This window comes from Aeribacillus sp. JST-2, from assembly GCF_056032925.1.
The window spans coordinates 1-19,983 of the sequence record NZ_JBVVUU010000010.1; the positions used below are offsets into that span (position 1 = coordinate 1).

The following is a 19,983-nucleotide window of genomic DNA, read 5'->3' on the forward strand; positions in this document are numbered from 1 at the left end:
TTGTTCGCTAAGTTTTTGAATATTTATGGGTGAAACCCATTTACCAAATGATGAAATTAGTGTATTCTTGTCCATAACGGTTATCCTTTACGATTGGATTTGGACAGGAACCACCTGTACTTCCATTGTAAAGGATTTTTTTGTTTCGAAATCAATAAAAAAATTGAACATTCTTAGTATTTTGAATCATCAGATTTAATTACTGCAATGCTAGTGTATTGAAGGCAAGTATCCCAATAAAGAGTGCCTTGAAATTGTGATCCTTTAAAAGGAAAATATTTAATGACCGGGTTGAGGTTTTAAAGGGATGAAGTCTAGGAATTTGTGTAAAAAGAAGCGGATACACAGCGGTTCTATTTCCGGAGATATAAGTTTGCTGAACTGGGAGCCCCTTTTACACAAACATTAGGACTTGACCTTTTAAAGGTTATAAGATTAGGGTGAAAAAATGACTAAACCCAATGGGGTACATTGAAGTTGGTTTTTCATGTAATATGGAAGGCAAAGACAAAAAATGACCTACTCCAAAGAGCAGAACAGGTTTTTGTGTACTTTTTTTCAAAAAATGGGAGCTGCCTCAAAAGTCAAATGGCAATGACTTTTCGGACAGCTCCAATATTTATTCATTATTCGATTCGAGAGATGTATCCTGTTGATTTTCCGTTTCAGATTTGTTGCGGCTTTCGTCATCTGACTGTGATGAATTTTCATCAGATGTTTCATCGGCTGATTGATCATTGCCGGACTGTCTTTCATCTGATGGCGCTGTTTCCTCAGAAGTCGTTTGTCCATTTTCAGTATTCGCACGATCATCTGCCGCGCTGTTGGACTGCTCTTCAACAGATTTTTCAGTTAAACTTGTGATCGGTTCATCCAAGTAGGTTAATGGATTATAAGCTTGTCCGTCTTTGCGGATTTCAAAATGAACATGAACTCCGGCATCTTTGTTAAATTGATTTTTTCCTGCTTGCCCAATGATTTCGCCTTGTTCCACTTTGTCGCCTGCTTTTACTTTCGTGTCGGCAAGCGATTGATAAATAGTGGCAACACCGTTTTCGTGTTCGATTTCAACGACATATCCAAAAAGGGAATCTTTTTCGGCTTTTGTCACCGTACCGCTTAACGATGCCGTGACTTCAAACGCTTTGCCATCATGGCTGGCAATATCGATTCCTTTGCTCGGATGATACGTATTATCATAGAAAACGAGTGCTGCTTCTTGTTCTTCTTCCGATGAGTTAAAATCGTAAAAGTTTGTCACAACCTTTACAGCGTCAGGATCAATCGCAGGCATTTTAAAATGCTCCACCGATTGATTGACTTCTACTGACGGTTCTTCATTGTAAGAAACGTCATTCGGTTCATCGCTGGACAGGTCTTTGCCATTGTGCTGGATTGCCTGATACCAGAGAACAGCTGTTAAAATAATCGCTGCACTAAGCAGATAGATTGCCGGAAATACCCATTTTTTTCTGAAAAACTGTTGAAGCTTCGATACTTGAGAAGTACGTTTCTTTTCTTCCTCTCTCATTGTTCATCACCTCAGCAACCATTGTGAACAAGTTGGAGGAATTCTATACATTCAAAAGAAATATTTTTTGCAATTTTTGTTTTTATATGTACAATCAAAAAATTATTTTAAAGGAGTTTGCATCATGAAAAAGTTGGCCGTTTTCCTGTTTACGATTGCACCGTTAGTATATATGGGGATTATTTGGCTCTTATCCAGCTATCCGGCGGATACGTTTGTCAAAACACCTTTTTCTTTCGATCATGTATTAAAGGAATCGCTCCATCTAATTGAATTCGGGATTTTATATTGGCTGTTTGTTTTTGCTTTGGCTGTTCATCAAAAATTAACGGCAAAAACAAGCCTTGCTGCGGCTGTGACCGCATTTTTATACGGCCTTTGCGATGAGATTCATCAATATTTCGTTCCATCGCGTTCGATGACATTGATTGATCTTGTAAAAGACGCCATCGGAGTCTCCGCATCCTACTATATCGTTAAAATTTATTATTTTACCCGGAATCAGTCGAAATTGAAAACATTTCTGGATTTGCTCATAAATATAAAAAAATCCCGTCCTTCTTAAAAGGGAGCTTTAGAAAAAATTCAAATGACAACACCAGTAAAAACCCGCAGAAACCATTGGTGAATCTGCGGGTTTCGCCATCGAAAAGGCCGATCTGACAGCATAAAAGCTGCAACCATTCAATGAAAATTTTCAAGCATCTTTATTTCTGGGCCAAATATTTGGATAAAAACTGTTCGGCTGAGGATATTTGAACTCCTTGATAATAATGTTTCACAATGTCTTGATAATTTTTTCCTTCTTCAGCCATAAAGTTGGCGCCGTACTGGCTCATGCCGACGCCGTGTCCATATCCTTTTGTTGTGACAATAATTTCGTCTCCTTTAAGCGTCCACGAAAAATCCGTAGATCTCAAGCCGAGCTTTTCTCTTACTTCCCTTCCTGTCAGCTCTTTCCCGTTGATGTCAACTTTTGCGACGCGCCTTCCAGGAGTTCTTTCCACGATTTTTCCGACCGAACCGTCTTCGCTGATGTTCACTCCTAGTTTCTTTTCAAAATCTTTCACCGAAAAGACTTTCCTTCCGAGAAATTTATCAGATCGTTTATCCCAAGGACTTTCAACACTCTTCAAATACGGCAGCGAACTTTGCCAGATCGCCTCTGAATTTTCGGTAAATCCATTGCTTGTTGAGAAAAACGAAGCATCGATCGGCTTGTTGTCGTACGTTAAAATTTGTCCGCTTGTCTCATTTACCGCTTCTTTTATCTTTTTGATCTTCCAGTCAAAATCACTTTTCCAAATTTCTCTTAATTCGTCCTCGCTTTTAAAGACTTGATGAAGTTCTGTATCTGTCACGACCGCTCCTTTCGGAGAACCGACACTTTGGCCTGTAACCAATTCTTTCACAATATACGTTCTTGCGGCCAACGCTTGTGCTTTTAGGGCTTCTTTTTCAAATTCAGCCGGCATTTCGGCAGCGACTACACCGGCGACATATTCTTCGAGCGGCACTTGTTCAATTTGCTTTGCTTCTGATCGATAAACAGGTACGGATACTTTTGACTTCGCTAATGTCGTTTCTTTCGCCTCCAATTCTTCGCCAAGTGTCGCTTTCGTCTTCTCAGCAAACGGGGCCACAAGCAAACTCGGCACCATGAGAATAATGACAAACATTGCTGCGAAAACAAGCAAAAATGACTTTAATTGTTTCATCTTAAGTCGTTTCATTTTTCAGCCCCCATTTCAATGATCATGTACAGTAAAGTTTATGGGGGTGGACAACCTTTTATGACATATTCTCCCGAAAGGAAGGCGGCAGAATTTCTTGTATCGATTAAAATGGAGAAAGAATATGTTGTCATTTTCTTATTTTGCATTGTATCATTATTTAAAACCTTCAAAGGGGTGGATGCTGATGGGGAGTGCAGGTGTTCCAACACTGGAAACAGAGCGGCTTTTGCTGAGGAAAATAACAATGGAAGATGCCTATGATATGTTTGCCTACTGCTCAGATGAAGAAGTTGCTAAATATGTTACTTGGAACGCTCACAAAAACATAGAAGATACGGAAACGTTTATCGCTTCAATACTTGAGAATTATCAAGATCACAAACCGGCTCCATGGGGAATCGTCTTGAAAGAAAACAACCGACTCATTGGTACTGTTGGCTTTACCAGCATGAACCCAATCCATCACAGTGCTGAAATAGGGTTCGCACTTTCCCGAAATAATTGGGGGAAAGGGATTATGACAGAAGCAGTTAAGGAAATTATCAAATACGGTTTTGAAACATTGCATCTTAACCGCATTCAAGCAATGTGTTTCAAAGATAATATAGCTTCAGAAAGAGTTATGATAAAAAGCGGGATGAGCTACGAAGGTTTGCACCGCCAAAAAATATTTAATAACGGTCGATATATAGATGTGAAATTGTACAGTATTTTAAAAGAAGAATATTAAAACCCGCCCATCATGATGTTTGGACATATGAACAAAGCTGCTGAATCATTCTGCCAAAAACGGCAAAATCTTTTGGCCATCCCCGATGTTGATTGGAATTTCTCACATGTACATGTTGAATGGTAAACAAGTAGATCAAAAATCAAATATTCAGATGGCACTTACTTCTAACATGTACATGTTGTATGGTAAAGCCAATAATTTCATGGTTGCCATTTTTCATTCCTTTTTATGCTTTATGTCCCGTTTGCCGACTATTTCCATGCTTTCTGTGAAAAAATTTCCGCAACGAAAGAATGACAAAAGCACCTGTGCTTCTTTTTAAGCGACAGGTGCCCCTTTTCTCAGTCTTAAAAGAGGTTCTGAAACATTGTCACTTCATTCACTTTTCAACAAAAACTCATTGCCGTCTTCGTCCTTGAATTGCACATAAGTGCCCCATTGCATCTTTTGAGGTTCCCCTTTAAATTCGACACCGTTTGCTTTCAGTTTCTCATATTCTTCCATTACATTGTCACATTCAAATACAATGGAAGCTTTCAATTCATTCCAGTTTTTCATCATTGATTTCGGATACAGCACCAGCCGTGTTTGCGCTCCTTTTGGAGCCACTTCAAGCCAAAAGGCAGACGGTCCCATTGGAAACTCCGCCACTACTTCAAAACCTACTTTTTCCGTCCAAAACTTCTTGGCCGCTTGCTGGTCGTCCACATAAACCGCCACGGTTGCTATTTGTCTGATCACAGAATGACCGCCTCGTACGTAGTCTTTCATTCTTTTGGCATAGCCGGCAAATGGGAGTGTATAAAATAAAAAAACAAACGAAAGACTATAAGAGTATGTAAAGGGGGCTAACGACGGCCGCTAACTCCCTGCCATTAACTTTTATGCTTTCAAATCAGTCACTGCCTGTTTTTCAAGAGATGCGCTTAGTACATCTTCGTTCACACGCTCAATGTCGGCGCCTAATGCTTTCAACTTTTCATGAAACCGTACATACCCTCGATCAAGATGTTTTAGCTCGGTTACTTGTGTATAGCCTTCGGCCGCAAGCCCGGCCAATATTAAAGCCGCTGCCGCCCTTAAATCAGTAGCTGCTACTTCCGCTCCCTGCAATTGAACAGGGCCGTTAATGATGACGGAGCGGCCTTCAATTTTCACGTCTCCGTTCATCCGGCGGAACTCTTCGACATGCATAAAGCGGTTTTCAAATACCGTTTCCGTGATCATGCTCGTTCCGTTTGCCCGAAGCAGAAGCGCCATCATTTGCGATTGCATATCTGTTGGAAATCCCGGGTGAGGCATCGTTTTAATATCAACGGCCTTCAATTGTTCAGGGGCAATAACGCGGATGCCGTCTTCCTCTTCGATAATGGTGATGCCCATTTCTTCCATCTTTGCGATCAAGGAAGTTAAATGTTCTGGAACTGCTCCTTTTACAAGTACGTTCCCGCCTGTAATCGCAGCAGCGACCATAAAAGTACCGGCTTCAATGCGATCCGGTATGATTGCATGCTGGGCGGCATGCAAACGATCAGCGCCTTCTATGCGAATGGTGCCTGTACCTGCTCCGCGTACATTTCCGCCCATTTTATTGATAAAGTTTGCGAGGTCGACGATCTCGGGTTCTTTTGCACAGTTTTCAATTACGGTCGTTCCCTTTGCCAATGCCGCTGCCATCATGATGTTTTCTGTCGCACCGACACTTGGAAAATCCAAGTAAATTTTAGCCCCTTGAAGTCTTCCTTCAACTTCCGCATCAATAAACCCGTTTCCTACTTTAATGGTTGCCCCCATTGCTTCAAATCCCTTTAAATGCTGGTCAATCGGACGGGATCCGATGGCACATCCTCCCGGCAATGCAACACGTGCACGTCCTTTTCGGGCAAGGAGCGATCCCATTACAAGCACAGATGCGCGCATTTTTCTTACATATTCAAATGGTGCTTCTGTTAAGAGTTCTCCAGATGCATCAATTTCCACTTGGTTGCCGTCAAATTGAACGTCTGCTCCCAAATATCGTAAAACTTCATTGATTGTAAATACATCGGAGAGCATCGGAACATCATAAATTGTACTTTTTCCTTCACTTGCTAACAAAGATGCAGCGATAACAGGTAAAACGGCATTTTTTGCACCTTCTACTTTTACTGTACCGTTTAACTTTCGACCGCCGCGGACGATGATCTTTTCCAAAGTATTCCCCTCCGCGTCCCATTTTCTCTATATTAATATTCAGTCGTTATTATCGGTGTTCCTACTGTAACAATAGTATTTTCGCCCAAACTTTCGCTTCTCAGCGCAACTTGGATATTCATATTGCCATTTTGAGTTGGAATTGAATGATTCCATTTTTTCGTAAGACCGGATACGGAAACAAAAGTCTCTTCATTTAGTTCTTCAACCGGTTTAGCATCAAACTGTTCTAAAAGTTTTTTTGTTTTTAAACGCAAAACACCTTTCATAATACCACTTGTATGGCCTTTGATACAAGTGAAAAAAAGCGGATTTCCTGGAATTTTGTCGAAAATTTCCCGATCAAAGTAAAGGTTTATCGTTTTCCAGTTGTCAGGTCGAAAACGGCCTGTTGCCTGATATATAACAATCGTTTTGGAGGGTTCATCTGTTGGTGTTATGATCTGGAATTTTTCAACAATCTTCTTTTGCTGGTTTCGGTAAGTTCCATCCCATTTGGCAAAAGAACCGTTTTGCACATAAAGCCATTTAAATTGACGAAATTGTGATCGCAATTGTTTCGGGTTTTCATGTTTTTGTTTGAAAGAAAATTTTGCCATAATTGTCCATTCATCAATGGCAATATGTTCCTTCCGCAGTTGTTCCATGATCTCCTCTACGGGAAAATCGTTTTTTTCCGCATTTGTTTGATTGACATTTCCAACCGCTGAGAAAAAAAAGCATAAAATGATCGCTATTAACAAATAATAAATGATTTTCAATGCCGTTCTCCCCTTTCCTTATTAAAAGTTTTGCCGGAAAGAGGTTTGGCATACGTGGAAAAAGTCGTCAAGATTTTGCAAAGTATGCGCGAAAATTTTTTGATTCTCATGCATCAGAAGCTTTTTTCGAGTGTTTTGACTACGAAAACCAATATTGCAGCTGCTGAGACCAAAACAAGTAATCTAAAAGAAATCTGCTCACCGATGAAGCGATGGCAATCGTTAATAAAATCAGCAGAAGCCTTGCCTCGGCAACCCGCCCTTTTTTCATCAACTTCTCAAGATTGAGAGCCTGCAAAGCTTTCCAAGTAATAAAAAGCAGCACCAAATTGACAATGATGCTGATCAACGCCTGCTGCCCGAGACCGTCCACATAACTGCCCCCTTTTTCATATGCACTTGTTTATTTCTTATTCAACCCTTTTTATTATATAAAAATCTTCGTTGAACATGATTCCCTTTTTTTCTTTTCATAAGTTTGCCAAAAATGAACAACGATCCTTTTTTCATAAGGCGTAGAGCTTCGGTTAAAAATTTTGCAGAAAGATTGTCGTCAGCAAACAACAATATTTTTAAAAAATCCCGTTCCGTTCACATTCGAAAAACAAGCTGCTGATGTACGAAGATCAAAAAAGATTGTCCCAACTAAATAGCAGTTGGGACACCGATCAGAATGAGATCACACATTCCGTTTCGCCACATTTAAACGGTTAACCGCACGCTGGAGTGCAAGCTCAGCCCGTCTGAAATCTATATTATCCTGTCCTTTGTGGCGCAGCCTTTCCTCCGCGCGTTGTTTGGCTGCTTCTGCACGAGCAATGTCAATATCTTCTGCTTTTTCAGCCGCCTGTGCCAAAATCGTGACTTTATCAGGCCGAACTTCTAAAAACCCTCCGCTGACAGCCACGAGTTCTGTGCTGTTTCCGTTTTTCAGCCGAACCGCTCCGATTGCAAGCGGAGCGACCATCGGAATATGGCCGGGCAATATTCCGAGCTCTCCGCTTTGAGCTTTGGCACTGACCAATTCTGCTTTCGCATCATAAACTGGGCCATCGGGAGTGACAACACTGACTTGTATGGTCTTCATATATAGATCCTCCTAGGTCCCAAAATTAAACTTCAACACCCATTTGTTTCGCTCTTTCAAGGACATCGTCAATCGTGCCCACCAAGCGGAACGCATCTTCAGGGATATGGTCGTATTTGCCTTCAAGAATTTCTTTAAATCCACGTACAGTTTCTTTGATCGGCACGTAAGAACCAGGTTGCCCAGTAAATTGTTCGGCTACGTGGAAGTTTTGCGATAAGAAAAATTGAATTCGGCGAGCGCGATGAACGACCAGTTTATCTTCATCTGAAAGCTCGTCCATACCTAAGATGGCAATGATGTCTTGCAATTCCCGATATCGCTGCAATGTTGCTTGAACTTGGCGGGCAACATTGTAATGCTCTTCACCAACAATTTCCGGTGAAAGCGCACGTGATGTCGATGCAAGAGGATCGACCGCTGGATAAATACCCATTTCCGAAAGCTTACGCTCAAGGTTCGTTGTTGCATCTAAGTGGGCGAACGTTGTAGCCGGTGCAGGGTCCGTATAGTCGTCAGCAGGCACGTAAATCGCCTGAATCGATGTAACAGAACCTACGTTTGTGGATGTAATCCGCTCTTGCAATTGTCCCATTTCTGTCGCAAGCGTCGGTTGATATCCCACGGCAGATGGCATGCGGCCAAGCAATGCGGAAACTTCCGAACCGGCTTGTGTAAAGCGGAAGATGTTGTCAATAAAGAACAATACATCTTGGCCTTGTTCATCACGGAAATATTCCGCCATCGTCAAACCTGTCAATGCAACACGCATACGTGCACCAGGTGGCTCGTTCATTTGTCCGAACACCATCGCCGTTTTGTTGATAACACCGGAATCTTTCATTTCAAAATACAGGTCGTTTCCTTCCCGGGTGCGTTCACCAACACCGGCAAAAACGGAAATACCGCCGTGTTCTTGGGCAATGTTATTGATTAACTCTTGGATTAATACCGTTTTCCCTACACCTGCGCCGCCGAACAAACCGATTTTTCCGCCTTTAATGTAAGGAGCAAGCAGGTCAACGACTTTAATTCCCGTTTCAAGAATTTCCACCTGTGTTGAGAGCTGTTCAAAGCTTGGCGCCGGTTTATGAATTGGATCGCGACGAGCTTCAGCCGGAATCGGATCACCAAGGTCGATATTTTCGCCTAAAACATTAAATACACGTCCTAATGTCACATCCCCGACAGGCACGGAAATCGGCGCACCTAAATCTTCTACTTCCATTCCGCGCATGACGCCGTCAGTTGAAGCCATCGCGATCGTCCGTACTGTATCATCACCCAAATGAAGCGCCACTTCCAACGTTAAATCGATGTCTACTTCGTTTTCATTGCGCGCTTTATGAGAAATTTTTAGGGCGTTATAAATTTCCGGCAAATGTCCGCTTTCAAATTTCACGTCCACTACCGGACCCATTACTTGAACTACGCGTCCTTTCATGTTCCTGTTTCCCTCCTAACGTACTGTTTCCGTGATCTATTCAAGCGCTGATGCGCCGCCAACAATTTCGGTAATTTCCTGCGTGATCGCTGCTTGGCGCGCTCGGTTATAGGATAAGGTGAGCGTGTTGATCAGCTCTTTTGCATTATCCGTTGCGTTCTTCATCGCTGTCATTCTTGCAGCATGCTCGCTTGCTTTACTGTCCAGCAAAGCACCGTATATTAAACTTTCAGCGTATTGCGGCAAAAGCACTTCCAAAATGTCCTCTTGATTGGGCTCAAATTCGTAAGTTGTCATTTTTTGATTAGCCGCAATGTCTGAGAGCGGGAGCAGCTTCTTCTCCGTTACCTCTTGTTGAATGGCGCTGACGAAATGGTTGTAAAATAAATAGATTTCATCTAATTTTCCATCCGCAAAAAGCCCGACCGTGTTTGAGGCGATTGATTTAATATCTGCAAAGTTGATATCATCGCCTAATCCGACAATTTCATCAACGACAGGCATTCCACGTTTTTTGAAAAAATCGCGGCCAACTTTCCCGATGGCAATCACGGCATATTCATCAGTCGAACGGTGCCGTTCTTGGATCGTTTGATAAACAGCGCGCAACACGTTGCTGTTAAACGCACCGGCAAGTCCGCGGTCAGATGTGATCACAACATATCCTGTCTTTTTGACCGGACGACTTTCGAGCATTGGATGGCTAGCGTCCGTGCTGCCAAGAGCGATGTTTGCGACAACTTCTTGGATTTTTTCCATATAAGGCACAAATGCTTTTGCGCTGTTTTCCGCCCGATTGAGTTTCGAAGCCGAAACCATCTCCATCGCTTTTGTAATTTGGCTTGTCTTCTTTGTCGAATTGATGCGTGTTTTAATATCGCGCAACGACGCCAAAGGTTCTCACCACCTTTTTTTAAAATAGCCGAACATGGGCTGTGAAAAACCGTCCCTGTTCACAGCCTGTTCATATATTACTCAGATACGGCGAATGTTTTTTTGAACCCTTTAATTGCCTTTTCCATTTTTTCATCTTCCGGAAGATTTCCTGTCGTACGGATTTCTTCAAGAAGTTCTTTTTCATTTTGATCTAAATAGGCATAAAATTCCTCTTCAAAACGGCGAATATCTTCAACAGGAATATCGTCCAAAAAGCCTTTCGTTAACGTATAAAGAATCATCACTTGCTTTTCAACCGGGATCGGCTTATTGATTCCTTGTTTCAATACTTCTACTGTCCGCATACCGCGGTTTAATTTTGCCTGCGTTGCTTTATCAAGATCTGAACCGAATTGAGCGAATGCCTCAAGTTCACGGTATGCTGCAAGGTCGAGCCGCAGAGTTCCCGAAACTTTTTTCATCGCTTTAATTTGTGCCGCACCACCAACGCGGGAGACGGATAAACCGGCGTTCACCGCTGGGCGTACACCTGAGAAAAACAAGTCGGATTGCAAGAAAATTTGCCCGTCTGTAATCGAAATGACATTTGTAGGAATGTAAGCTGAAATGTCCCCTGCTTGGGTTTCAACGAACGGCAATGCCGTTAAGGATCCGCCGCCTTTTGCATCGCTGAGTTTTGCAGCGCGTTCTAACAGGCGTGAGTGCAGGTAAAAGACATCCCCTGGGTATGCTTCACGTCCCGGTGGACGGCGCAATAAAAGAGAAAGTTCGCGGTAAGCGGCAGCTTGCTTTGATAGGTCATCATATACGACAAGGACGTGTTTTCCTTGGTACATGAAATATTCACCCATCGATACACCGGCATACGGAGCCAAGTAAAGCAATGGAGCCGGTTGTGAGGCGGATGCCGTTACAACAATGGTGTAGTCCAATGCACCGTGTTTGCGGAGTGTTTCCACAACGTTGCGGACGGTTGATTCTTTTTGGCCAATTGCCACATAAATACAAATCATGTTTTCATCTTTTTGATTGATGATCGTGTCGATGGCAATTTGTGTTTTCCCTGTTTGCCGGTCACCGATAATAAGTTCGCGTTGTCCGCGGCCGATTGGTATAAGGGCGTCAATTGCCTTAATCCCCGTTTGCAGCGGCTCATGAACGGATTTACGATCCATGACTCCCGGAGCAGGGCTTTCGATTGGACGTGTTTTCGTTGTTTCAATTGGACCCAGTCCGTCAACAGGCTGTCCGAGCGGGTTTACTACACGGCCGATGAGCTCCTCGCCGACAGGAACTTCCATAATCCGTCCCGTTCTTTTCACTTCGTCGCCTTCGCGGATGTCTTTATAAGGTCCTAAAATAACAATACCGACGTTATTTTCTTCAAGGTTTTGCGCCATTCCCATTACGCCGTTTGCAAATTCAACAAGCTCTCCGGCCATGACATTGTCGAGGCCATGAGCGCGGGCAATGCCGTCACCTACTTGAATGACTGTGCCGACATCGCTAACTTCTATTTCAGACTGATAGTTTTCAATTTGCTTTTTTATCAGTGCACTGATTTCTTCAGCTTTAATGCTCATGTATTTCACCCCTATCTACGAACTTTTCGCTATTTGGCGCCCGATGCGTTCGAGCTTACTGCTGATGCTTCCATCGAAAATCCGGTTTCCGATGCGAAGCTTTAATCCGCCAATTAAGCTTTGATCAATAATGTTTGTAATTTTCAATGATTTTTTGCCGACCTTTTGAGCAAATATCTCAGATAGAGCCTGCTTTTCTTCCTCTTTCAACGGACGAACCGAGTAAACAACTGCTCCGGCCGTTTGCTGCTCTTCATTAGATAACTCCACAAAGCTGTCCACAAGCTCTGATATCAGTCTGATGCGATGGCGGTCGATCAACAAAAGAATGGTGTTGGCGATTTCAGGTCTCACGGAAGAAAACGCATCCTTCACCAATGATTTTTTGTTTTCCAGCGGAATTTTTGGATGTTCTAAAATTTTCAGCAATTGCGGATTGTCCGTAAACACTTGTTTTACCGCCCGCAGTTCTTCTTCAAATTGCGGCAATTCGTTTTTTTCTTTTGCAATTTGAAAAAGAGCCGACGCATATCGCTTTGCCACTCCGCCTGTCATAATTGTTCTCCTACCTCTTTAATGTAGTCGTTAATCAATTTTTCCTGCTCAGCTTCGTTCAATTCTTTCTCAATCACTTTTGATGCAATAAGAACGGATAATGATGCCACTTGATTGCGCAATTGTGCAACAGCTTGTTCTTTTTCCTGCTCGATTTCTTTTTTGGCCGCTTCTTTTAATCGCTCCGCTTCGGCACGTGCTGCCTTGATAATTTCTTCTTTTTGCTGCTCTCCTACTTTTTTGGCATTTTCCACCAATTGTTGTGCGTCAAGGCGGGCTTGTTTTAAAAGTTCGCGCTGTTCTTCAGCAAGCTTTTTCGCTTCAGCGTTTTTTTCTTCAGCAGCGCTGATTTCATTCGCAATATATTCTTCACGCTGTTTCATAACGCCCATAAGCGGTCCAAAAGCATATTTTTTGAGCAATGCCAACAAAACTAAAAATACAATTAGCTGGACGAGCATATCACCGGCAGCGAAACCTCCGGCGCCAAGTGCAAAATCAAACGTTAACACAGCTTTGTTTCACTCCCTTCAAGAGTCCATTCCATTGGTCAAACATCTATCGTTTACGTGGTGCTTCCATTCATTACATAAAGGAATGGCGAAGATGTTTGCATAACTTCGCCATTTTCCCTTCTTTAATTTTTCATTCTTACCGGCTCAAACGTTTCGTCCGAACCTTGCCAAAATGTTTTGATTACAAGACCATAAATGCGATAACAACCGCGATGATCGGAATCGCCTCAACTAACGCAACCCCGATAAACATTGTTGTTTGCAACATTCCGCGAGCTTCTGGCTGGCGGGCAATTCCTTCAACTGTACGAGATACGATAAGTCCGTTACCGACACCGGCACCAAGTGCCGCTAAACCAATTGCAATTGCAGCTGCTAAAAAATTCATGAAATAGATCCTCCTTTTATTTGTACAAAATATTGTTTTAATAATATGTTAGCATAACTAATTTATTATTAATGGTCATGGCTTACTTTATGCGCCATATAAACCATTGTTAACATTGTGAATATAAAGGCTTGGATGGCTCCAACGAAAATGCTAAACGCCTGCCATGCCATCATTGGAATAATAGATCCGATAAGGCCAAATGGACTGCTTGTTGCCAAACCGACAAGAAGGCTTAGCAAAATTTCCCCTGCATAAATGTTTCCGTAAAGACGGAGACCAAGCGTCAGCGTATTGGCAAACTCTTCAATAATTTTTAACGGGAATAGAAACGGCAGCGGTTTGAAATAGTCGCTTCCGTAACCGGAAAATCCTTTCAACTTGATGCCGTAGTAATGCGTTAAGCCGACCACCAAAACTGCTAGTGTCAACGTGATCGTCGGATCTGCCGTCGGCGATTTCCACCATAGTGCGTGGTCAACGACAATAGCGAAAGGCAATCCAAGCATATTGGAAACAAAAATGTACATGATGAGCGTAACTCCCAATACAAGGAACCGCCCTCCTGTCTGCCAGTCCATCGTGCTGTTGATAATGTTTTTAACAAAGTCGATGACCCACTCCATAAAGTTTTGCATGCCTGTCGGCTTCATTGATAGGGATCGGGTGGACAGCACTGCAAGAATAAATACGATTGTACTGGCTACCAATATCATAAGGATGTTTGACAAATTAAATTGAAGACCTAAAAATGTAACAATTGGAGCTTCGTGACCCAACAAATTTCACCTCTCTTCCCAAGCTTGTCCGCAAATATTAAGAATGGAATTTATTATAATGACAACATACATTGTCATTAATCCAATAACAACACCGATTAAATGGAAATATTCAGGGAATTTCAGTGCGATTATTACCGCTAAACCTGCGGCCGCCATTCTGGATGCTGTCCCGAGTGAACGAACCGAACGGCCTTCTTTCAATGTTTGCTGGATTCGTTTGAATTTACGCACAAACACCCATAAATTATAGAGGCTAAAGCTTGTACCAAGGGCAAGACCGAGGAAAACTTTAGGGTAAGGAGTAAATCCCCATGCCAACATATAGATGGCGAGTAAGAACAATATATATTTTATGCTGCGGATAAAAAAACTCTCAATATCAACCATAATTGGCAATCATTCTCCCGAGAAATAGTCTTGGACCAGTTTCAAAGTTGCTGCTACCCCTGCAGCCAGTCCAACGAGGACGCCGATAATCAAAAAAATCGGCTCGGTATGTAACTGTTTGTCCAGCCATCTCCCTGCAAAAATGCCGATGAGGATGGATCCAGCCAAATATGAAACAATGCCGGACATTAAAGCATATCCACCTAAAGGATGACGTTTTTTCTGCTTCATTTTTTGTCCTTTTTATAAGAAAAATTTATCGGATTTCCCGACTCTTGAAAACCTTATCATCCCACCCCGTTTAGCATACAATAGGCACTTGGCAATGTCAATCTGTTTGCCAATAAAAAGTTGCTGATTTGTGCTGAATATCACAAATTGTTCACAAAAAACATTTTATTATTTGTTGACATTTGAACTTTTTGTGATCAAACAAATTTTCAGTGCAAACTCCGTTGAACGATGAAAACAAAAAAGGCGATAAATTTGTTCGCCTTTTATTTTGTACCAAACAGGCGGTCTCCCGCATCGCCCAGCCCAGGTACAATATAACCGTGATCATTTAATTTTTCGTCAAGCGCCGCAATGTAGACATCAACATCGGGATGTGCTTTTTCCATCGCTTGAACCCCTTCTGGAGCAGCAACAAGGCACATGAAACGGATATTTTTGGCTCCTCGTTTCTTTAAACAATTGATCGCTTCAACTGCCGAACCCCCTGTGGCCAACATAGGATCTACCACAATAAAATCCCGCTCTTCCACATCGGAAGGAAGCTTCACATAATATTCAACAGGCTTTAATGTTTCCGGATCGCGGTATAAACCGATGTGACCGACTTTTGCGGCTGGAATCAATTTTAATATGCCGTCCACCATTCCAAGACCGGCTCGAAGGATTGGGATGACGCCTAATTTTTTTCCGGAAAGGATTTTTGTTTTCGCCGTGCCTACCGGCGTTTCCACTTCTACTTCTTCCAAAGGAAGATCACGCGTAATTTCAAATGCCATCAACGTTGCGATTTCATCTACGAGCTCGCGGAACTCTTTTGTGCCGGTTTTTTTATCACGAATATATGAAAGTTTATGCTGTATTAATGGGTGGTCAAACACAAAAACTTTGCCCAATGTTTCACATCTCCTTTTCTGTTTAGCCTCAATAGATTTTACAGAAAAAACAGCTAAGTTTCAACATTTGCAACAGGGAATTTTAACAAGAAAAATATGGTTCCCTGCCTTAAGCGGACGGCCGGACCAGGGAATTGGAAACGATTTGATTGGATCGATTAGATAAAAAAATAGTGCCCGAAACATGCCGTTTCGAACACTATTTATAAACTATTAATATTCATAGTTAGGGTAAAGCGGGAATTTTTCCGTTAAAGCTTGAACACGTTTTTTTGCTTTTTCCAAAGCTGCCGCATCATCATGCGACTTAAGTGCTGATGAGATGATCGATCCGATTTCATCCATTTCTTCCAAGCCAAAACCACGGCTTGTCACAGCTGCTGTTCCAATGCGGATGCCGCTTGTGACAAATGGCGATTCCGGATCATAAGGGATTGCGTTTTTGTTGACGGTTATGCCGATATCATCAAGTACTTTTTCCGCAACTTTTCCGGTTAACTGCAAGTTGCGGACATCAACTAAAATTAAATGATTGTCGGTTCCCCCGGAAACTAAAGTTAATCCTTCTTCTTTTAATTTTTTTGCGAGTCGTTTGGCATTATCGACAATATGCTGCGTATACTGTTTAAATTCATCCTTTAACGCTTCACCTAGCGCTACTGCTTTTGCCGCAATGACATGCATTAATGGACCGCCTTGAATGCCAGGAAAAATGATTTTATCGATTTGTTTTGCAAATTCTTCTTTACATAAAATCATTCCTCCCCGTGGACCGCGAAGTGTTTTATGTGTCGTTGTTGTGACGAAGTGAGAATACGGCACCGGGTTTTGATGCAGTCCTGTTGCAACAAGCCCTGCAATATGAGCCATATCGACCATTAAATAAGCTCCTACTTCATCAGCTATCTCACGGAATTTTTTAAAATCGATTTCGCGCGGATATGCGCTGGCTCCAGCTACGATCATCTTCGGCTTATGCTCAAGAGCCTTTCTTCGAACCTCTTCATAGTCGATTAAATGAGTCTCGGGATCGACGCCATATTCAACAAAGTTAAACTGCATACCGCTAAAGTTTACAGGACTTCCGTGCGTTAAATGTCCGCCGTGGGACAGGTTCATGCCAAGCACTGTATCGCCTTGTTGTAAAACAGCATAATAAACAGCCATGTTGGCTTGTGAGCCGGAGTGCGGCTGAACGTTGACATGTTCGGCACCAAAAATCTTTTTCGCCCGCTCGCGCGCCAATTCTTCAGCAACATCGACAAATTCGCAGCCTCCATAATAGCGGCGGCCCGGATAGCCTTCTGCATATTTGTTCGTTAAAACCGAGCCTTGCGCTTCCATGACAGCTTCACTGACAAAATTTTCCGAAGCTATCAATTCAATTTTTGAACGTTGGCGCTTTAACTCGTTCTGAATCGCTTCATATACTTCCGGATCTTGCTGTTGAATGTACTTCATGACATTTCCCCCTAACTTATCATCAGTAACGGCACAGGCGACCGAAAATCGTCATGCCGGTTCACTTAATTATCAGAATAACGGTAATGACAACCTGTTTGCAACCTTTTTATTAAATGTAAACGTATTCATTCCAAACTTTTTTCAAAATTATTTCAAGATAATTCGGGATTTGCTTCAATACCCCCGATTGGAAACGCTTTATCAACTGGTTTCATAAATGATTCGTTTTTTGTTGGAAAATGTGGCCCTTTTATGCTTTTTATCGAGGGTTTTCCAATTCGTTTTCAGGTTCCCTATATGCCATTGTTCCTTCATGCTTGCTGTTTTTTACAGATAACCCAGTTTCTTAGCTGACTTGGCGGTTTTTTTCATTGCCTGCCTTTTCCGCCGCATCCGTTACAAAAGGTTGCCTTGAGCCATTCACAAATAAAGAAAGACCGAATCCGCCATTCGGATTCAGCCTTCTATTTTATTTTTTATAAACGGCCCGCTCGCCGCCGATGAGCTTCGGACGGCTATAAGCCATCGTCACATGCGCATGCCCTACAGTTTTTAATGATCCCCTGACAGGAACCGCTACATGCTTTAAATGCATGCCGATCAGTGTATCGCCGATATCAATGCCTGCATCTGCCTGAATGAATTCAACTACTACAGGGTCTTTCATTTGTTCATAGGCAAAAGCAGCCATGGAGCCACCTGCTTTGGGAACGGGTATAACAGAAACTATTTCAAAATTCCGTTTTGCGGCTGTTTCCCTTTCAACGACAAGTGCGCGATTTAAATGTTCACAGCATTGGAAAGCAAGTTCTACGCCCGTTTGCTCCTGAAATCTTGTTATAGCGCCGTATATCATTTGCGCAACCTCACGATTCCCAGCAGTTCCGATTTTTTTGCCGATGACCTCGCTTGTGCTGCAGCCAATGACAAACAGCTGACCTTTTTGAATCGGCGCTTGTTTTTGAAAATCAGATAAAACCATCAGCAGCTCTTCTTGCCATTTTTGTAATTCAGGCATGGCAGATCACCTTACAGATGCTTTTCTTCATAATTGGAAATTTTTCCGACTCTCCGTGCATGACGCCCGCCCAAGTATTCCGTTGTCAGCCACGTTTTGACGATTTCGCGTGCAAGTCCCGCTCCAATGACTCGTTCCCCCATTGCCAGCACGTTGCTGTCATTATGTTCCCGGGTTGCCTTCGCGCTGAACACATCATGGACAAGCGCACAGCGAATTCCTTTTACTTTATTGGCTGCAATGGACATGCCGATCCCTGTTCCGCAAATTAAGATGCCGCGGTCAAACTCGCCCTTTGCCACCCTTTCCGCAGCAGGCAATGCATAGTCCGGGTAATCGACCGACGTTTCACAATCACAGCCGATATCTTCGTATTCTATATTCATTTCTTCAAGCAAATCTTTGATTTCCTCACGAATGTGTATTCCGCCATGATCGGAAGCAATAATGACTCTCATCAGAGTTTGTCCTCCTTATATTTCATACGTAAAGCGATCAATGGTTTTCTTCAGCTGCTCGGCGCTTGCCTCAAGATCTTTCGTCAATTGATTAATATTGGCAATATTTTCGGCTTGATCCTGAACGGAAGCTGCCACTTCTTGGGCGCCTGCTGATGTTTCCTCGGCAATGGCCGCCACTTCTTCCGATTGCGCTCCGGTCTGTTCAATACTTTTTTGCTGTTGATCGATCAACTCGCTGATCACCTTGACGGCTTCGGCAACATGTACAATCGATTCGGACATGTTTGCAAATATTTTCTCCGTTTCTTGTCCTTTTTGCGCTTCGACCCTTGCTGTCTTAACTTGGTCTTCAATTTGGTTCACAACGTTGTTCACTTCTGCTTGAATATTGTGGATCAACTCGGAAATTCCTTGCACAGCCTTCGCGCTTTCGTCAGCAAGATTGCGGACTTCTTCGGCAACAACCGCAAATCCCCTTCCATGCTCGCCTGCTCTTGCCGCTTCAATGGAGGCATTCAGTGCCAGCAAATTCGTTTGGTCAGCTATGTCCCCGACAAGCGATACGATGGTCTCCACTTTTTTCGCGTTTTCTTCAAGGCGCTCCACCGCTAAAATCGATTGTTCATTTTTTTCAGCCAACGATTGGATTCCTTCAATTAAAGATTGGAATATTTTTTTGCTTTGGTCAAGCAATTGAACCATATCGTTTGACATTTTTTCCGACATATTGGCCTTTTCTTTTACTCTTCCAGCCAGTTCCACCGTATTTTCCACCGCTTCTGCTGTTTCTTGTATGGAAGCGGCAGACTGGTCGGCACCTGTTGATATTTCTTTAATTGTATATGATATACTTTCCGCTTGTTTCGTCGCCTTTTCCGTTGCTGCGTGTATTTTTTTCACTTGTTCATTTGTTTTTTCAAAATTCATTTCAATGTTTTGCACCATATGCCTTAAGCTCAAGAGCATGTCGTTGAATGCGCGGCTTAACGACTTGATTTCATCATCAGATTTTGCTTCAGGGACATTGACCGAAATATCCCCGTCAGCAGCTTGGAGAGCAGCCTTTTCCAACCGTTTGAGCGGTGTGACAATAAATCCAGCCGCAATAGCCGTTAAAACTCCCGACCAAAAGATGCCAAGCGCCAATGTCAGAATCGTAAAAGACATCTGATCAATATATTGTTTCACAAAATCGTATACAATATAAATAAAAAATCCGCTTGTTGAATAGGTAATAAGTGCAACAACCGTTATTAATAAGACGAGCTTTAAACGTATACTGAATTTGTAACGTTTTCGGCTTCCCACACAATTTGCCCCT

At 42.6% G+C, this 19,983-nt stretch carries 23 protein-coding genes; 2 read left to right on the forward strand and 21 right to left on the reverse strand.

Annotation, left to right across the window (positions count from 1 at the left end):
* Window positions 1-619: 619 nt before the first annotated feature.
* On the reverse strand, window positions 620-1,531 hold the full coding sequence (locus tag AC0KTX_RS07185; RefSeq protein ID WP_474251539.1) for a peptidoglycan DD-metalloendopeptidase family protein: 912 nt from the start codon (window positions 1,529-1,531) through the stop codon (window positions 620-622).
* 124 nt (window positions 1,532-1,655) lie between these two features.
* Here AC0KTX_RS07185 and AC0KTX_RS07190 point away from each other — a divergent pair, with 124 nt between their 5' ends.
* Window positions 1,656-2,096 carry a VanZ family protein gene (locus AC0KTX_RS07190; protein ID WP_474251540.1) on the forward strand — a complete coding sequence of 147 codons (441 nt, stop codon included), beginning with the start codon at window positions 1,656-1,658 and terminating at the stop codon, window positions 2,094-2,096.
* 142 nt (window positions 2,097-2,238) lie between these two features.
* Here the strand turns inward: AC0KTX_RS07190 and spoIID are convergent, their stop codons facing one another.
* A complete protein-coding gene (spoIID, locus tag AC0KTX_RS07195) occupies window positions 2,239-3,249 on the reverse strand; it encodes a stage II sporulation protein D (RefSeq protein ID WP_474251645.1) in 1,011 nt (336 codons plus the stop codon).
* Between the two features lie 202 nt (window positions 3,250-3,451).
* Between spoIID and AC0KTX_RS07200 the strand changes: the two genes are divergently transcribed.
* The gene (locus tag AC0KTX_RS07200; protein WP_474251541.1) at window positions 3,452-3,997 is read left to right on the forward strand and encodes a GNAT family N-acetyltransferase; all 546 of its coding nucleotides are present in this window, start codon (window positions 3,452-3,454) and stop codon (window positions 3,995-3,997) included.
* A gap of 378 nt (window positions 3,998-4,375) precedes the next feature.
* On the opposite strand, the gene AC0KTX_RS07205 is transcribed toward AC0KTX_RS07200, so the two are convergent.
* From AC0KTX_RS07205 to AC0KTX_RS07295, 19 genes are all read right to left on the reverse strand, one after another.
* Window positions 4,376-4,741, reverse strand: a complete 366-nt coding sequence (locus tag AC0KTX_RS07205; protein WP_474251542.1) for a VOC family protein — start codon at window positions 4,739-4,741, stop codon at window positions 4,376-4,378.
* 141 nt (window positions 4,742-4,882) lie between these two features.
* Window positions 4,883-6,193: a UDP-N-acetylglucosamine 1-carboxyvinyltransferase gene (gene murA, locus AC0KTX_RS07210; RefSeq protein WP_474251543.1), complete on the reverse strand. Its 1,311-nt coding sequence runs from the start codon at window positions 6,191-6,193 to the stop codon at window positions 4,883-4,885.
* Between the two features lie 32 nt (window positions 6,194-6,225).
* A complete protein-coding gene (locus tag AC0KTX_RS07215) occupies window positions 6,226-6,954 on the reverse strand; it encodes a YwmB family TATA-box binding protein (RefSeq protein ID WP_474251544.1) in 729 nt (242 codons plus the stop codon).
* Window positions 6,955-7,093: 139 nt separating this feature from the next.
* Window positions 7,094-7,327 carry a DUF1146 family protein gene (locus AC0KTX_RS07220; RefSeq protein ID WP_474251545.1) on the reverse strand — a complete coding sequence of 78 codons (234 nt, stop codon included), beginning with the start codon at window positions 7,325-7,327 and terminating at the stop codon, window positions 7,094-7,096.
* A gap of 306 nt (window positions 7,328-7,633) precedes the next feature.
* Window positions 7,634-8,041, reverse strand: coding sequence for a F0F1 ATP synthase subunit epsilon (locus tag AC0KTX_RS07225; protein WP_474251546.1), 408 nt, complete (start codon window positions 8,039-8,041; stop codon window positions 7,634-7,636).
* A gap of 25 nt (window positions 8,042-8,066) precedes the next feature.
* Window positions 8,067-9,485, reverse strand: coding sequence for a F0F1 ATP synthase subunit beta (atpD, locus tag AC0KTX_RS07230; protein ID WP_474251547.1), 1,419 nt, complete (start codon window positions 9,483-9,485; stop codon window positions 8,067-8,069).
* 36 nt (window positions 9,486-9,521) lie between these two features.
* A complete protein-coding gene (atpG, locus tag AC0KTX_RS07235; protein ID WP_474251548.1) occupies window positions 9,522-10,379 on the reverse strand; it encodes an ATP synthase F1 subunit gamma in 858 nt (285 codons plus the stop codon).
* A 77-nt stretch (window positions 10,380-10,456) separates the two neighbouring features.
* Window positions 10,457-11,965: a F0F1 ATP synthase subunit alpha gene (atpA, locus tag AC0KTX_RS07240; RefSeq protein WP_474251549.1), complete on the reverse strand. Its 1,509-nt coding sequence runs from the start codon at window positions 11,963-11,965 to the stop codon at window positions 10,457-10,459.
* 15 nt (window positions 11,966-11,980) lie between these two features.
* Window positions 11,981-12,520: a F0F1 ATP synthase subunit delta gene (locus AC0KTX_RS07245; protein ID WP_474251550.1), complete on the reverse strand. Its 540-nt coding sequence runs from the start codon at window positions 12,518-12,520 to the stop codon at window positions 11,981-11,983.
* Window positions 12,517-12,981: a F0F1 ATP synthase subunit B gene (atpF, locus tag AC0KTX_RS07250; protein WP_474251646.1), complete on the reverse strand. Its 465-nt coding sequence runs from the start codon at window positions 12,979-12,981 to the stop codon at window positions 12,517-12,519. The genes AC0KTX_RS07245 and atpF overlap by 4 nt, the downstream gene beginning before the upstream one ends.
* Before the next feature lie 235 nt (window positions 12,982-13,216).
* A complete protein-coding gene (gene atpE, locus AC0KTX_RS07255) occupies window positions 13,217-13,423 on the reverse strand; it encodes a F0F1 ATP synthase subunit C (RefSeq protein ID WP_474251551.1) in 207 nt (68 codons plus the stop codon).
* Between the two features lie 68 nt (window positions 13,424-13,491).
* Window positions 13,492-14,202: a F0F1 ATP synthase subunit A gene (gene atpB, locus AC0KTX_RS07260; RefSeq protein WP_474251552.1), complete on the reverse strand. Its 711-nt coding sequence runs from the start codon at window positions 14,200-14,202 to the stop codon at window positions 13,492-13,494.
* A 6-nt stretch (window positions 14,203-14,208) separates the two neighbouring features.
* Window positions 14,209-14,592, reverse strand: coding sequence for an ATP synthase subunit I (locus tag AC0KTX_RS07265; protein ID WP_474251553.1), 384 nt, complete (start codon window positions 14,590-14,592; stop codon window positions 14,209-14,211).
* Between the two features lie 9 nt (window positions 14,593-14,601).
* Window positions 14,602-14,823: an AtpZ/AtpI family protein gene (locus tag AC0KTX_RS07270; protein WP_474251554.1), complete on the reverse strand. Its 222-nt coding sequence runs from the start codon at window positions 14,821-14,823 to the stop codon at window positions 14,602-14,604.
* A 266-nt stretch (window positions 14,824-15,089) separates the two neighbouring features.
* Complete coding sequence (gene upp, locus AC0KTX_RS07275; protein ID WP_474251555.1) at window positions 15,090-15,719, reverse strand: uracil phosphoribosyltransferase; 630 nt, start codon at window positions 15,717-15,719, stop codon at window positions 15,090-15,092.
* A gap of 213 nt (window positions 15,720-15,932) precedes the next feature.
* Window positions 15,933-17,180, reverse strand: a complete 1,248-nt coding sequence (locus AC0KTX_RS07280; RefSeq protein ID WP_474251556.1) for a serine hydroxymethyltransferase — start codon at window positions 17,178-17,180, stop codon at window positions 15,933-15,935.
* 472 nt (window positions 17,181-17,652) lie between these two features.
* Window positions 17,653-18,201 (reverse strand): TIGR01440 family protein, encoded by a 549-nt coding sequence (locus AC0KTX_RS07285; RefSeq protein WP_474251557.1) that lies wholly within the window; start codon window positions 18,199-18,201, stop codon window positions 17,653-17,655.
* Window positions 18,202-18,212: 11 nt separating this feature from the next.
* Window positions 18,213-18,659, reverse strand: coding sequence for a ribose 5-phosphate isomerase B (gene rpiB / locus AC0KTX_RS07290; protein WP_474251558.1), 447 nt, complete (start codon window positions 18,657-18,659; stop codon window positions 18,213-18,215).
* A 15-nt stretch (window positions 18,660-18,674) separates the two neighbouring features.
* Window positions 18,675-19,970: a methyl-accepting chemotaxis protein gene (locus AC0KTX_RS07295; protein WP_474251559.1), complete on the reverse strand. Its 1,296-nt coding sequence runs from the start codon at window positions 19,968-19,970 to the stop codon at window positions 18,675-18,677.
* Between the last annotated feature and the right edge of the window lie 13 nt (window positions 19,971-19,983).

What these genes read in the sequence shown, in the direction of transcription:
- AC0KTX_RS07245 (WP_474251550.1), bottom strand. Translation starts at nt 12,520, where the DNA reads ATGACAGGCGGAGTGGCAAAGCGATATGCGTCGGCTCTTTTTCAAATT.
- AC0KTX_RS07225 (WP_474251546.1), bottom strand. Translation starts at nt 8,041, where the DNA reads ATGAAGACCATACAAGTCAGTGTTGTCACTCCCGATGGCCCAGTTTAT.
- atpF (WP_474251646.1), bottom strand. Translation starts at nt 12,981, where the DNA reads ATGCTCGTCCAGCTAATTGTATTTTTAGTTTTGTTGGCATTGCTCAAA.
- AC0KTX_RS07265 (WP_474251553.1), bottom strand. Translation starts at nt 14,592, where the DNA reads ATGGTTGATATTGAGAGTTTTTTTATCCGCAGCATAAAATATATATTG.
- atpE (WP_474251551.1), bottom strand. Translation starts at nt 13,423, where the DNA reads ATGAATTTTTTAGCAGCTGCAATTGCAATTGGTTTAGCGGCACTTGGT.
- AC0KTX_RS07185 (WP_474251539.1), bottom strand. Translation starts at nt 1,531, where the DNA reads ATGAGAGAGGAAGAAAAGAAACGTACTTCTCAAGTATCGAAGCTTCAA.
- AC0KTX_RS07200 (WP_474251541.1), top strand. Translation starts at nt 3,452, where the DNA reads ATGGGGAGTGCAGGTGTTCCAACACTGGAAACAGAGCGGCTTTTGCTG.
- AC0KTX_RS07280 (WP_474251556.1), bottom strand. Translation starts at nt 17,180, where the DNA reads ATGAAGTACATTCAACAGCAAGATCCGGAAGTATATGAAGCGATTCAG.
- atpA (WP_474251549.1), bottom strand. Translation starts at nt 11,965, where the DNA reads ATGAGCATTAAAGCTGAAGAAATCAGTGCACTGATAAAAAAGCAAATT.
- AC0KTX_RS07270 (WP_474251554.1), bottom strand. Translation starts at nt 14,823, where the DNA reads ATGAAGCAGAAAAAACGTCATCCTTTAGGTGGATATGCTTTAATGTCC.
- rpiB (WP_474251558.1), bottom strand. Translation starts at nt 18,659, where the DNA reads ATGAGAGTCATTATTGCTTCCGATCATGGCGGAATACACATTCGTGAG.
- spoIID (WP_474251645.1), bottom strand. Translation starts at nt 3,249, where the DNA reads ATGAAACAATTAAAGTCATTTTTGCTTGTTTTCGCAGCAATGTTTGTC.
- atpD (WP_474251547.1), bottom strand. Translation starts at nt 9,485, where the DNA reads ATGAAAGGACGCGTAGTTCAAGTAATGGGTCCGGTAGTGGACGTGAAA.
- AC0KTX_RS07190 (WP_474251540.1), top strand. Translation starts at nt 1,656, where the DNA reads ATGAAAAAGTTGGCCGTTTTCCTGTTTACGATTGCACCGTTAGTATAT.
- AC0KTX_RS07285 (WP_474251557.1), bottom strand. Translation starts at nt 18,201, where the DNA reads ATGCCTGAATTACAAAAATGGCAAGAAGAGCTGCTGATGGTTTTATCT.